This window comes from Paenibacillus sp. 05T425, assembly GCF_056396205.1.
The window spans coordinates 1-14371 of sequence record NZ_JBFTLA010000014.1; the positions used below are offsets into that span (position 1 = coordinate 1).

General features: G+C 49.2%; 10 protein-coding genes and 1 pseudogene. 6 read left to right on the forward strand and 5 right to left on the reverse strand.

Going from position 1 to position 14371, the window contains the following annotated elements; genetic code table 11:
- Positions 1-522: 522 nt before the first annotated feature.
- On the reverse strand, positions 523-759 hold the full coding sequence (locus tag AC1DF0_RS25965) for a hypothetical protein (RefSeq protein WP_477576122.1): 237 nt from the start codon (positions 757-759) through the stop codon (positions 523-525).
- Positions 760-868: 109 nt separating this feature from the next.
- A complete protein-coding gene (locus tag AC1DF0_RS25970; protein WP_477576124.1) occupies positions 869-1201 on the reverse strand; it encodes a helix-turn-helix domain-containing protein in 333 nt (110 codons plus the stop codon).
- 162 nt (positions 1202-1363) lie between these two features.
- On the opposite strand from AC1DF0_RS25970, the gene AC1DF0_RS25975 reads away from it, so the two are divergent.
- From AC1DF0_RS25975 to AC1DF0_RS26000, 6 genes are all read left to right on the forward strand, one after another.
- Positions 1364-1621 (forward strand): hypothetical protein, encoded by a 258-nt coding sequence (locus AC1DF0_RS25975; protein ID WP_477576126.1) that lies wholly within the window; start codon positions 1364-1366, stop codon positions 1619-1621.
- Between the two features lie 97 nt (positions 1622-1718).
- On the forward strand, positions 1719-4322 hold the full coding sequence (locus tag AC1DF0_RS25980; protein ID WP_477576128.1) for a UvrD-helicase domain-containing protein: 2604 nt from the start codon (positions 1719-1721) through the stop codon (positions 4320-4322).
- A gap of 16 nt (positions 4323-4338) precedes the next feature.
- Positions 4339-4965: a hypothetical protein gene (locus AC1DF0_RS25985; protein WP_477576129.1), complete on the forward strand. Its 627-nt coding sequence runs from the start codon at positions 4339-4341 to the stop codon at positions 4963-4965.
- 18 nt (positions 4966-4983) lie between these two features.
- Positions 4984-6276 carry a hypothetical protein gene (locus AC1DF0_RS25990; protein WP_477576131.1) on the forward strand — a complete coding sequence of 431 codons (1293 nt, stop codon included), beginning with the start codon at positions 4984-4986 and terminating at the stop codon, positions 6274-6276.
- A 17-nt stretch (positions 6277-6293) separates the two neighbouring features.
- The gene (locus AC1DF0_RS25995) at positions 6294-8324 is read left to right on the forward strand and encodes an ATP-dependent DNA helicase (RefSeq protein WP_477576133.1); all 2031 of its coding nucleotides are present in this window, start codon (positions 6294-6296) and stop codon (positions 8322-8324) included.
- A gap of 13 nt (positions 8325-8337) precedes the next feature.
- Positions 8338-11181 carry an ATP-dependent helicase gene (locus AC1DF0_RS26000; protein ID WP_477576135.1) on the forward strand — a complete coding sequence of 948 codons (2844 nt, stop codon included), beginning with the start codon at positions 8338-8340 and terminating at the stop codon, positions 11179-11181.
- A 558-nt stretch (positions 11182-11739) separates the two neighbouring features.
- Here the strand turns inward: AC1DF0_RS26000 and AC1DF0_RS26005 are convergent.
- From AC1DF0_RS26005 to AC1DF0_RS26015, 3 genes and pseudogenes are all read right to left on the reverse strand, one after another.
- Positions 11740-13020, reverse strand: coding sequence for an outer membrane protein assembly factor BamB family protein (locus AC1DF0_RS26005; RefSeq protein ID WP_477576137.1), 1281 nt, complete (start codon positions 13018-13020; stop codon positions 11740-11742).
- Positions 13021-13310: 290 nt separating this feature from the next.
- Positions 13311-13487 (reverse strand): annotated as a pseudogene (locus AC1DF0_RS26010) (IS66 family transposase); the annotation flags it as partial.
- A 50-nt stretch (positions 13488-13537) separates the two neighbouring features.
- The gene (locus AC1DF0_RS26015) at positions 13538-14344 is read right to left on the reverse strand and encodes a helix-turn-helix domain-containing protein (protein WP_477576139.1); all 807 of its coding nucleotides are present in this window, start codon (positions 14342-14344) and stop codon (positions 13538-13540) included.
- Positions 14345-14371: the final 27 nt, after the last annotated feature.

Consider the following 14371-nt stretch of genomic DNA (forward strand, 5'->3'; position numbering starts at 1 on the left):
GGAACGCATCATACCATCATACCCGGATTCGGTATGCCGGAAGTCAAAAAGAAGCTTACTGAGATGTTCGAGAGACGCTATTCACAATCTAACGATTAACCAATAACTCCCAAATCTATGGTGGGGCTGACCCCCTACCTGTAAAAACGTCAGAACACTCAGACATAACAGTTACCCATCGTCTCGATGGATATTCCTACCTTCTTACACAAACTTCTTGACGCTACCATCTTAAATATTGAAACATTTAATAATTTTATATTAATCTATTATTCCAATAAAAAAGAACCTTGAAATGAATTTCAAGGTTCTTTTTTGGCTGAAAAACCGCGTAAAGCCTAGGTTCACAGCCATTTAACAGCGAATAGAATAAACATAAATCATTAGGAATACGTCAATATTCCATAATAAATGAGTAAATAAATAGATAAGTTGTTTTGGATATTAAATAATCTATATAGGAATGGGATGGCAGGTACGACCGTCCTTGGATCGGACGCACCTGCTGCTCTTCGTTATTTTCTAATTTATAGGTATTAGCTTATCGTTAATGAGTTCTAGAATAATAAATTTTCTTTCGCTTTCCTTAAGTAATTGGTCAAGCAGCGTAAGATCAACTTCTAGTTCGCTCTTCAGCATGGATACGTGCATCCGGTTAAGATCGATTCGCATTAATGGGCCATCCATGTAGCAGCAGCCGAACATCGGCGGCGGCAGCGGCACAAATCGGTATTCATTCGTTATCTCCATACATTCCATTCACCCCCTCCTTAGAATAAGAGTAGTACTCAGGTTGCAAAAAAACTAACGAAAAACAATATACCACCTTTAGACTAAAAAGGTTGTCGAAAAGTGGCATATGCGCAAGTTATTTTTGCGAGAGTGCCTCGGCAAACGTGCGGACAATCGTCAGAAGATGTTTGCTTTGCGCTTCGTTCACCTCATAATCGCCGATAAATATGCGAAATTGGGGCTGCGAGAGTACATCAAGCAATTGAATGGATTGATCTGACGTTCCGTCTAACAAATAATCGACGCTCACATTGTAGAAGGCCGCGAGCTTCCGGATCGTTTCATAATCTGGAATTCTTCGGCCTATTTCATACTGGGTATACGTATTTCTAGCAATTCCGATACTTTCGGCAACTTCTTGCTGTGTCATTTTTCTAGTTTTGCGTAAGCGGGATAATGTTTCTTTCATTGGATGCTCGTTCACCTCTTTATTAATTTGTAGTTGCGAATTGACACAAATCTATGTAATATAGTCTCGTAATGTCATTACGTACCAATTTCTTGTACTAATTGTCTCACATAGAGACATGAAAAGAAATAGCAAATTAGTCATAAGGAAGGAACCGCTGCGATGATGATTTTGAATGTAAGAGCTTTAGATGCGATTACGTATTGCACGAATGGCAAGGAGATTTATATCTACGAAGGACAGTTGCTGCGAATAGAAGTGCGGTCGCTGCTGTTGTTCAAGGTTCACTTGGATCATGAGCAGGCGTTCTGCTTCGAGCGGACGGAACTGGATTTCTTTCTAAAGCGCCGCATCATTGAAATTGTCTCCAGAAAACGGGCATCTCTAGCAGAGGGATTCGCAGGAATACGAATGCAATGATCTTCCAAATATTTCATCGACAGATTGTTTTTTCTACCTTAGACTTGAATGATATGGGACTAAAGAATCAGATTTGTGGCGGAGTGGGGTGCTTGGATTGAAGATTTTAGTTCTAGATAAATTTTACAAGTCCGTTCCGAAGGACAAGCAGGTCAAGGTGAAGCAACGCGTCTTGTCTCTAGTAACCGAGCTGAAAGAAAACAAATATAACTTTCATTCGCTTTCCAAAGGCAATAGCATGAGGAAGATAGAATCGGCGGGCGAATCGATCTTTAAATTCAAGTACGACGAAGGCGATCGCATCTTGTGTACGTTTGCGGGCCTTTATTATGACGATGTTAGGGAAGAGGATCGCAACAGTCTGGTGCTGATGGAATATTGCAGTCACGATAAACAAATCGTAGCGGCCAAGAAACGGAATTTCGGCATACAGGAGCTGTTGCCTTTCGAGGAGAGCGGCTCCGCGGCACCGGCAAACGAAAGTAAAGGACAAGAGGCGGAAACCGTCGATTTTTCCCTCTATTATTCGGCGCCTTATATGATAAACACGGATACGGATGAGATCGAGCGATTGTTCGGAGAGGACGCGCCGCTTTATTATTTGGACCCGATCCAATATGAATGCGCATCGGCGGCACATGAGGGACAGCTGGTGCTGGGCTCGGCAGGCAGCGGCAAAACGACGATCGGCGCTTACAAGCTGGCGAATTACGCCAGACATCACCGAGGCGAAGATTTTAAGCTCGTCTACATTACGTTTTCGAAGCGGCTGAAGGATAAGGTGCAGGCGTTGTTCGAAGACATCGCGATTCGCCTTTATGGACTGGATCGAAGCGAGTTTGACGGAAAAGTGGAATTTCTGATGTTTCGCGAGCTGATTGCGGAATCCGAAAGCGACATCGCGCATGGCAACGTCATTACATATGAAAAATTCAAAGCTTGGTACCGAGATCAGAAGGGCCATGAGCGGCAATGGCCTGACCCGTTGGCATTATGGAAGGAGCGCAGAGGCATCCTTCAAGGCATTATCGGAAGCGATTGGCAGTATACGGCAGCTGTCTCTTCCTTAAATTACGACAGCGAGTTATTAATGCTGCTGCATGATAACGAGATGATTGCTTATGACGAGTCTGGACATAGCTTTAAGCTTCGGGAGCCAATGGCGGATATTTGCCGATTCATTAACCGGCAGATGGGATCGGGAAGCTCCGAGCGTTTCCGCATAAGCGTCATTCGTACGTTAAATGAAGCAATAGTGAAATCCAAGGGAATTACCGACGAGCAATACCTCTCGTTAGGCAATCAATACTCCATGTTCGATAGGGAACAACAGGAGAAGGTTCTCCATATTTTCAAGGCTTATCAGCAGTATGTTCATCGAGAAAACAATCGAGGGTTTTACGAGGAAGGAGACTTGCTGCGCAAAGCATTGTCTCATAGCCGTCCCGTCTACGATTATATGGTGATAGATGAGGTGCAGGATTTAACAGAGCTTCAAATTTATTTTATGAGTCAATTGCTGAAGCGTCCAACGAATCTGTATGTTTGCGGCGATTTTCACCAAACGATTAACCCTACGTTTTTTGACGCGGGAAGGGTAGCGAGCATTTGTCAGTTCGTAAGCGGGGACGATCGTATCGGACAACAAGCAACGCTTACCCAGAACTATCGATCCAGTCGCAGCATTGTGGAATTCGCTAATGAAGTTGCGAGACTCCGCAACAACAGAATACGGACCAAACAGCGATTGGAATGGATGGAAACAGCTGCGCGCGGTTATACGAATCGTCCTATTCTATATCTTGGTGATCAGGAAGAGCTGTTCAGRCATGCAGCCGACAAAAGCTACGTCATGATTGTCGTTCCTAGCGATGCGGTGAAGCTGGAATTGATTGGAGTGTACCCGGAGCTGGAGTCACGCGTGTTAACGGTGTCGGAGATTAAAGGGATTGAGCGCAAAACGATCATCAGCTATAGGATGATGTCGACGTTCCGTGAAGAGTGGGACACGATCTTTAATCCGCAGACGAAGCTTAGCCATGAGGTTTACCGTTATTATTTCAATCTGTTGTATGTGGCGGTTACCCGTGCGCGCGATACGTTATGCATCATCGAGGATAAGCTGGGACCGGAGGCGAGGCGCTGGTTAAGCGACAAGGCCGAAATCGTCGAGAGATTCGATGCCGACCGTTTAGGCATGGAGGAGGTTTCCACGCTTGATCAAAACTTAAGCGAGGCACAGGATTCTGAACAAGAAGCGATGTATGCGCATGCGATATCGGTCTACGAGGCCATCCTCCGCAAGGGAAAGGGACAAGGCGCTTCGTACGCGCTTGCTGAGCGCGGCATCCAACGATGCAAGATTATGCTGGCGTATGAGCAGGATCAAGATCCGGACAAAGCGGGCGAGGCATTGATCCAGCTGCGTGAATATGACGAAGCGGTAGTCTTGTTGCGCGGCGGCAAAAACGCGGGGCTGCTGCTTCAAGCGCTGCTATCGTCGCAGAAAACGGACACCTACGATATTGAAGGAGAAATGCACCGCAAAGGGGCATTGCCGGTTAAGGAGCTGCTGAAGCTGAATAACGAAGGGCTGATGAGCCGTTATTTTGATAGAATGACGAAGCCTTATACGGATCATATGGAGCATATTGCGAAAATTTCAAGAGATTTGATACAGATTATGAATCCGGTTCATTAAAGGAGACGGTAGGCATATGGCGGCAAAAACGGAAAATCAATCGATTGAACAGCTTATCAAACGATTTCAAGAGCTTTCCTCGAACACGAAGCAGCTTGACGACACGATTGCGAGTTTCTCGGAGGTCGCGGCAAGCTTCCAAGCGGCCATGGAGGGGCTGGACCAGTCGCATGCTTTTCAGGAGCTGGCCAAACATTCCAAGGATGCAATCGCTAAGCTTGAACAATTAAAGAGCATGAATGAACAACAGGTACTTGGTAACTTGCAAACGATTGTGCACGAGGAAGTAACGATTGCCGTTGAAAAGCTGCAAGATCATATAGAAGAAGAGTTCATGAAGCGGAAAGAACAAGGAGCAGGGGACTCTAAGCGAGACAAAGAAATAATGGAGCTTCTGCGTCACATGAATCAAAAGCTGGACCTGCCGCCGGCAGCCGCGGCTTCCTCGTCTTCAGACGAGATGGCTCAGTTAAAGAGACAGATTGCGGCCATTAACGCTAAGCTTAAGCGGCAAGAGGATTACGAACGGCGCATTGCGATGCTGGAGCTTGAGGTGGAGCTGCTGCGCGGTACGATCGGCATCACGGAAGACGACAACGACAGCTGGCCGATCGACGTGTCCGATGACGATCTGCCATTCTAGCAGAAGGGGCTGCTACAAATGACTTTGCAAGAAGCCGTACGATTGGCCAAGCTCCAGCAATACGGAGACGCGCTTCGTATATTTGACTCTTTATATGATGCCGACGAGCAGCAATTCGGCGTATGGGAACTATTTTATTACAGCAAATGTTTAAGAAAAGCACAGCATTTCTCGAGAGCGGTTAAGCTTAATCGTCTTGTCTATATAAGCATGCCCGAGAATGAGCCTAATCGGAATGCGTACGCATGGAACCTGTATGATCTGTACGTCAAGCAAGTGGACGATCGTAGAGTCGATGAGCCTAAAATGTTCAAAATCGCCGCATTCGTTATTGAAATGACGACACAGGATAAATATTCGCCCTACGAACGGACCGTATTCGCGGTGCTTAAGCATTTGAAGAGCAAAGGAAGTCCGCCTTGGCATCTGTTCATGCAGTGGTTAGGCAAGCTGGACCCCAGCCTGTTGAACAAAGATCCGATCGGTATTACCGATACAAGCGGTGTGGTCAGAGAGCTGGCGTCCCCTTTCGAGGAATGGCATTATAATCGGGTAATCGGGTTGTTCGGGCTGGAACAATGGGAAGCCTGCATTGCAGCAGTGGACGAAGCGCTTCAAGCAATTGCTAGCTTTCATTATAATCATCATATATGGATTCGAATCAAAAAAGCGGTATCTGTCTCCATGCTGGGCGATGCTGAAGAAGCGACGCGGCAGCTGGAGCAAATTGGCATTGAATCGAATCATTGGCTCGCGTATCATGAATTGTTCAAGTTGTATTCGCAGCTTGGCGACAAGGAAAAGGCGCTTCGGTCTGCGGCAGTCGCTTTGTTGTCCAGAAGCGGGGAATCGAAGCATAAGATGAAGCTGCTGCTCGAGCTCGGGGCGATGCTAGAGGAGCTTAACCTTAAGCGGGAAGCGCTGCAGCACTACAGTCTCGTACGGGATCTTCGCGCGCACAACGGCTGGCCGTTAATAGAACGTCTCGTTTCACGAATAACGTCGCTTGAGAACGAGACGGGCTTAACGAAAGCCGGCAATCCAAGAGAATTGGAGCGTTATTGGAACAGCCTGAGGCTGAGCAAGCTGGAGAAGAGCAGCGGCATCGTTCAGAAGCTGATCGGTGAAGGGAAGTCGGGCTTCATTGCCGGCGACGAGTCGGGAGCGGTCTTCTTCAGAGCTAGCGATGTGATTGGCAAAGCGCGTTCCTTGCTGGTGGGTCAGCGCGTTAGCTTTTATGTGACGGATTCGTATGATCGCAAGAAGCAGCGAATAACGAAGCAGGCTATCGAAATTAGACTCATAGAATAGAGAGAGGAGGAGTGCTTATGAGCATGCGGATAGCCGATTTTTTTGATCGGGCTGCCCTTACCGGCAGTCAGGCGGAAGCGATTGCTAAGCTGGAGAGCTTCATTAATGGCGGTACTCAGGCTTTCGTATTAAAAGGTTACGCGGGAACGGGAAAAACGTTCATGCTTAGCCGTCTATGCGAATACTTTAAAGCGGTGGATCAACCGTTTCGCTATATTGCGCCTACAGGCAGAGCGGCCAAGGTGCTGCGCAAAAAAACGAATCAACCGGCATCTACGATACATAGTCTTGTCTATCAATTGGACCCCAAACATTCTGTTCTCGAGCTGGAAGAGGAACAATATAAGCTCCTGTTCCGCCTACGAAACAATGAGGATGCGATGAATACCGTCTATATCGTGGACGAGTCTTCGATGGTCTCGGACACCTACAGCGATAATGAACATTTGAAGTTCGGCTCCGGCAAGCTGTTGTCGGACTTATTGGCTTATATTGCTCTCGATCGATCGCGGCGGAAGGTCATTTTTATTGGCGATTATGCGCAGCTCCCTCCCGTCAACAGCCGAATGTCGCCGGCATTGTCCATCGATTATTTGGCAGATAAGCATGCGCTGGCTTGCGAGCATTTCGAGCTGTCCGATGTCTATCGGCAAGCACAGGACAGCGGCATCCTTCAGGCTTCGATGCGCATTCGGGGCGAGCTTGAGAGCGCAAGCTACAGCGCGTTAACGATACAGAGCAACGAGAAGGATATCCATGAAATTCCGATTGAACGATCGGTTGATGTCTTTAGCTCGCGGTGGTCGCCTGCCGATGAAGAGAGCGTTATATTGATCGCTCAGACGAACGATGCGGTTTACAAATACAATCGGGCGATTCGCCGCAGACTGGGCATGAACCCTAGCGATATTGTGCAAGGCGATCAGTTGCTGGTCGTCAAAAATACGATGGTCGATGGCGTACCGCTATTCAATGGCGATTTCATCAGCGTCGTACGTGTCAGTCCGAACCCGGAGATCCGAAGAATCCGCTTAAAGGGCGAAGAGGAAGAGGTTAAGCTGTCGTTCCGGACCGTAATCGTCTCGTTGACCGGGTTAAACGGCGAGCCTCTGCAAGTGAAGACGAAGGTGTACGAGAATTTGCTTTATTCGGGAGAGCGGGAAATTCCGCAGTTGGAGCAGCGGGCATTAATGGCGGATTTTCGTATGCGCAATCCTCATCTGAAGCAGAAGCAAGAGCTGTTCTCGGAAATGCTTCGTTCCGATCCGTACTTTAACGCCTTGCAGGTGAAATACGGCTATGCGATTACTGGTCACAAGAGTCAAGGCGGCGAATGGAAGTCGGTCATCGTCGACTACAGATTCAGCAGCTCGACGCGAAGCGAGCAATATTTCCGCTGGGCATATACAGCTACAACGCGGGCCAAGAGCAGCCTGTACACCATCTATCCGCCGGCAATCGAGCCCTTGGAGGATATTCGTTTCGATTCGGATGCCGTAGGGCAGCTTGCAGAAGGCGTGGCGGATAAGCTTCGGCACTATAATCTTCTACCTTCGGATATCGAATATAAACCGTATCAGTTCATCTGGCATGTGCGGACTGAGAACGCGGAGCAGCGTATATCCGTCCACTATAACGCGAAGCTGGCGATCAGCTCCTATCAATTGCTGGACGGTGTCCGCAACCTTGACGATCGAATCATGAAGCTCATCATGGATACGCTCATTACAAACGCAAGCGCGGGCACAGTGGCAGGCGATGCGGAGACTTCAGCGTCATTGGTTCAAGCAGTAGAGGACGCCGTTGTGCCGATACTCGCTGAAGCCATAGCAGATTATGAGCTGATTGGCGTAACGGAGCATCCGCATGTTGTGAAAATAAGAGGATTGGCACTAGGCGAAGAGCTCGTGCTTAATGCATATTTCAACAAAAACAACGCCTTTACGAAGCTGATCGTCGAAAAAGGAATTCAAACCCTCTCGGAGCAAGTATTGTTGCTCGTTAGGCAGAAGCTGCAAGCCGTCAAGATCGGGCAAAGCGTGCGCTAGAAGGGAGCAGCTTATGATGAATCCATCCCAGCAAGAAGCCGTTACAACAACAGAAGGGCCGTTATTGCTGATCGCAGGGCCGGGTTCGGGCAAGACGCGAACGCTGGTCAATCGGGTAGCGCATCTGTTAATCGAAAAGCAAGTACCGCCAGAGCGGATTATGATCTCGACATTCACGCGCAAGGCGGCGTTCGAGCTTCAGTCGCGGCTGCTCCATCGTCTCCAGGAGCTGGGGGCGACTGTGAACGTGCAGAACTTGCTGATCGGCACGCTTCACTCGATCTTCCTGACGCTGCTGGACAAGTATCGTACGCTTACGCATTTGCGCAAAGGGTTCCGGTTGTTKGATGACTTCGAGCTGCATTATTTGGTATACCGCAATATGGATCGTTTTCTTGCGATCGAGAATGCGGTTTACTTGACGCTCAAGGACGGATCATACAGAGACCCGACGCCGATTAGCCGAACGCAGCGTCTCGTTTATTGGCTGAACAAGGTCAATGAAGAGATGCTCGATCCGCGGCAGTTGATCGCATCGAACGATGTTCCGATTAGAGCGCTCGGCGAAGCCTATCATTTCTATGAGCAGCTTCTGCGCGAGCTGAACGCGCTTGACTTCGGCATGATTCAGATGACGATGCTGAAGCTGCTGCAGGAGCATCCGGCCGTGCTTCAGGAAATAAGCGGTTCGATTCAGTACATGATGATCGATGAGTATCAGGATACGAATACGATTCAAGAGAAGCTTATCTTGCTGCTTGCCGGCGAGCATGGCAATCTGTGCGTCGTAGGGGATGACGACCAGTCGATCTATCGTTTCCGGGGCGCAACGGTACAAAACTTGGTGCGGTTCGAGGAGCATTTCGAGCTGGGAGCGTGCAAGGTCATTGAGCTGGACGTCAATTACCGTTCGCATCCGCGCATTATTAATTTTTTCGCGTCATGGATGAAGCTGTGCAATTGGAAGGATGGTTACGGTACTTCGTATCGGCTGGAGAAGACGATTAAGCCCGATAAGCCGGATAACGGCAAGACGTCGCGGGTTATTAAGCTGGCGGGCTCTCGCAATGAGCGGCATTGGCATGAGGAAGTGTATCACTTCCTGAACCATGTCATGGAGCGGGGCGCTATTACGGACTGGAATCAGGTCGCCTTCTTATTCCGGTCGGTGCGCAGCCCGGAAGTGAAACGGCTGACGGATTACTTGGAGCAGCGCGGCATTCCCGTCTTTGCGCCTAGGCGGAACGCATACTTTGACCGTCCGGAAGTTCAGCTAGCGATCGGCACGTTCGCCGTATTGTTCTCTTCCATCATCGATGAGAGGCAGTTGCCTTCTTATATTAGGACATGCACGAGGCTGCTTCGGAACGAGTCGCTGTCGCCCGAGCATATCGAATTCGTTGTATGGGTCAAGGCAATGAAAAAGTCATTCGCGGAAGTTGAGCAAGGGGCGGCGGCTTCCGAAAGCTTGCTCGATCTGTTCTATGAGCTGCTGCAGTTTCCGATGTTCCACAAGCTTGTTGCGACAAAGGATCTTGGCAGCGCAAGAGAAAGCCGGGAAGTGCGCAATATGGCGGCGTTGACCAAATGGTTACTGCGCTTCGAGCAGCTTCACGAAACGAATACGAAGGAGCTTGGGGTGGCGGACAAGCTGTTAAGCTTCTTCGACTTCATCGCTTACGTACAGGAGATTGGGCAGGACGAATACGAGGATGAGTCGGACTATGCGCCTAGCGGATCGGTATCCTTCTTCACCTTCCACCAATCGAAGGGGCTGGAGTTTCCGATTATTGTGACAGGCTCGTTAGACAGTACGCATTATTCTCAGTCGGACTGGATCGAGGAAACGCTGCGTCCTTACTACGCGAGACAGCCGTTCGAGCCGCTCGCCCAGACGAGCGAATATGACTTCTATCGTCTGTTCTATACGGCTTTCTCCCGTGCCCAGGAACTGCTTGTGCTTACAGGCAACGAGCAAGGACCTGATTATCGCGGCAGAGGCCAGTTGCCATCGGAATATATCGAACCTTTGTACAGGCGGCTGCGAAGCTGGCGCGATCCGAACGTTTATTTGGATGAGCTTAAGGCGACGCCGGTTAAGCCCATCGTTCTGCAGCGAAGTTATGCGTACACAACGGATGTTGCGCTGTATAATGATTGTCCGCGCTATTACTTGCTGCGACGCGTATTCGGCTTCGAATCGGCGGCGGGCGCTCCGGCATTGCTAGGCACGCTCGTTCACTTTGCCATTGAGGACATGCACCAGACGATGCAGACAGGCACGCGCGTAACGGAGCAGCAGCTTGAGACGTCGATTGAAGAGCATTACGCCGCGCTGACGCAGACGGGATTGGAAGCTCCTGTGGAAATGAAACGTATAGCTTATGAGCATACGTTCAACTACTTGCAATATGTGAGGCTGAATGAGCTTGGCGTCGTGTCCTCGGAGCTTGCCGTATCGTCCTTTGTCGGCGATTATTTGATGAACGGCAAGCTGGACGCGGTTCTAGAACGTGACGGCCGCTACGAAATCATCGACTTCAAGACGGGACGCAAACCGAGAGACGATGAAGAGCAGTCGCGGTACAAGAAGCAATTGCTGCTGTACGCAGCCATGTGGGAGAACCGGACCGGCTTGCGGGCAGAGGCAATGCGGTTGTTCTATACGGGGGAGACGGATGGCGAGCAGGTCGTGTCGTTCACGCGCGAGGAGAGCGAGCTGCAATCGGCAATGGCCGAGATGGCGGCAACGATTCAGCGTATCGAGTCGAAGCAATTCGACGTGGCGGAATCGCCTTTGGCTGTGTGCGCACGTTGCGATTTCAAGAGGTACTGCCACGGGATGGCAGCAGTATAAGTTCAATGAGAGGGCAGCCGTTGCGAATAGCGGTTGCCCTCTTGCTGTTTGCTAGGTATGAAATAAAGGGAATTCCTCCTGCTAATCATTCGCAAATAATCGAATATGCGATGAATAACTGGAATTCCTCCCGTTATTTTCAATGATCTCGCTCATCCGGCAGACAACCTGAGCTATTAACGGGAGTAATTCCCACTATTCGATAAAAGCAGGCCGAGAGCGCCGCATTAACGGGAGAAATTCCAGTTATTCGTACAACGTTAGTAAGTCTACACCGCGAGCGTAAAATAGCCCCCACCTTGTTATCAAGTTGAGGGCAGTTTTACGCTTACGTAAAAACGAAATAGTGGTGTTTGCTGCATTGACGCCCTGGTAAAGGGATGTTCACACTTGTTCTTCAATAAAAAATTTCTCAATCTCTCATTACTGAGACAACTGCTACAACTTCTCAAATAATATGTACTTTTGACAGGCTAAGAAGTAGATTGTAACCATTATTATAAAGAGATTCCAGGAATATTCAGCGAGCTTATTTCGTTTTTTTTGTAAGGAAAGTATTTATCTCGGTGTAACTGTCGTCTGCCCCATACTGTTCTGGGAATACACGTTTCGCTGATCGACCAAGACCATGCCGTTAGTGATTTGCTCCTCCCCAATCTGATATCGCTCGATCACGCGACCATCGCTCGCAGAGACGGATATAACAGCTCCGTCGACTCCGCCGACATAAAGACGATCCTTCACTTGCAATGGAGGCACTAGCGATGCTTCGGCCAATTGCTCCTCCCATATCACTTGGTTAAGCACGAGATCGTACGCATACAGGTTACCTGCGCTGTCGGTAATATACAGCATCTGTGCCGCAACAGCAGGCATTGCCTGAACATTTCCTTTCATTTCGAATTCAGTTTCCAACTCGCCCGTCCCGGCATCGAACACATATACCTTGCGCTGGCCGAAGCCGATAATTAAGTTCCGGTCGGCAACAGGGATCATCGTACGAAGGAGCGGCTCCGGCACTTGCACCCTCCAACGAAGCTCACCGTTCAGAAGATCGAGACCGTAGAGCAGTTGCCCCTCATCTCCGAATACGTAAGTGTCATTCACTTCGTATGTCTCTGTCGCTACAGGGCTCTTCGCTTCGTAATTCCAGATTAATGCGCCGCCCGTCCATCCTGAACTCCAATCGAACTTATTCGCCGGAGGTTCCCCCGTGTATTTGATATCCGTATATCTGCTAACCGTATAACTGTATTGATCGTATTTTGTTTCCCGTTCCTTAAGCCCCCGTTGTTTTCTTAAAATCTCATTATAATGATCCGGCAGGGGCGAAGAATCGTTTGAAACGCTGGATTTCTTGCTGTTCTTGATCGCGATCCAAACGACCTTCTCGATGCTGTCGGACACTGATTGATTGAGGTTTATATCCGATATATAGAATTTAAGTTCCGAATCTATCGTGTAAAACATGGATACCGCTTCGAGCTTCTCTCCCACCTGATAAGTCCAGATGGAGGATTGTTCCTTCAGATTAAAAGCTTTAACTTGTTCATAATTCTGACCTACAATGACCGCAAGCTCCCCTTCTTGCAGACGAAGCAGATTGGGAAATGCCTTATTCTCCTGTTTCTCGTCGATGAGAGCTTGCACATCCGTCTTAATCCAATCATGCGTAATGTTCGCTGCACTCCCCGCCAGGAAGAGCGCAACAATCGTAATTAGACACCCCTCATGATTGAAGGCCTTGTGAACGATGAACAAAATACCAGACAATACGATCACAAATATTATAATCCCGCCAACCCAACCCAAAACATCCGATGTATGAAACCCTTCCACCTCAATACCCCCGTTTGCTGTCGTTCAATGTCTATTTTAGGTTTCGATAAAAAGCACACAATTCCCTCTATATTGGAACATTATCCTCACCGTACATACGTAAACGACAAACAGCCCCCGTCTTGTCATCAAGTTGAGGGCTGTTTTACGTATGATCTAAGACAGTGGAAATGCGGCAGGCCAATGGCAGCGTCGGAGACCACGGCAGTAAGTTGTTCAGTGCACCGGAATTTGTAAGGCCAGGCAACTGAGGGAGCTGTTCGAACAGGTACATGAGATAACGAAACGCTCTCAATGGCAAATAGCTCATTACAGAACTGAAGCCCCTGTTGGGCTACTGATTCGGTTTTATCTGAAGAAGGTGTCAATGTCTTCAATGCCTCGTCGAACTTGCGGCGCGCATGGGCCCAACATCCTACGAGCGTGACAACCTTCACCTTGTGGTAGCCAGCGTAAGCGTCCACATGAAACGGCAATTAAAAGTGGGCTAGAATTGAGGCTTACTCTACACCCGCACCTACGCCTTGCGAAGGCTGCCCCACGAGAGCCGGCGAATCTCGGAGGCTGTTTTTCCCGTCGATTGCTTTATGAGACGCGCGAGATGGTGAGAGGTTTTGAAGCCGCAGCGATGGGCGATTTCGGTTACGTTGAGACCGGTATTCGTCAACAGTTCTACGGCGCGTTCAATGCGGTATTGCCATAAATAATGAATCGGCGTCGTCTGCTCGAACTGCTTGAACAAGCGAACGAGATGCTCCGCCGATACGCCGGCATGATCCGCGATGGCTTTGAGCGATACGTCGTCGTTATGATGCTCGTGTATCCATTCCAGCGCGGCGTATACGGCAGGATGCTTTTCCTTCTGAAGCAGCGCTCTCGAGGATTCATTCGGGTACAGATGAAGAGCGGCGTGACCTAAGCTTAGCAGGAGCGGGGCTGTATGCTCCGATTGGCGCTGAACGTTCAAGATCAGGTCAGTGAGCCGGTTCATCTCCTCCGTCAGAGGCAAATATTCGGGCAGCGCGTACAGTTCTGCGCGCGCAGATTTCTCCAGTTCAGGCACATGAACGGCAACCCAGCGGTGCCAGGTTTCCTCCGTGCGCGAGAAAGTGAACGATTCTTCGTGACCGGGCTTCAGCAGCACCGTATGTCCGGGCTGTACATGAAGCTCGCGGCCGTCGATCGTAACCGTCATCTCGCCTGTATATAACATGACGAGCTGAATGTCCTGTTGAATACGCGGACCGAATCGGCCTCCCCGCGGATAGACGATCGAACCGGAAGTAACGGAGGTTATAGCGTCAAAGGATACAGCGTTAGCCAATACGTCACCGCCTTGATGGAATTGCTG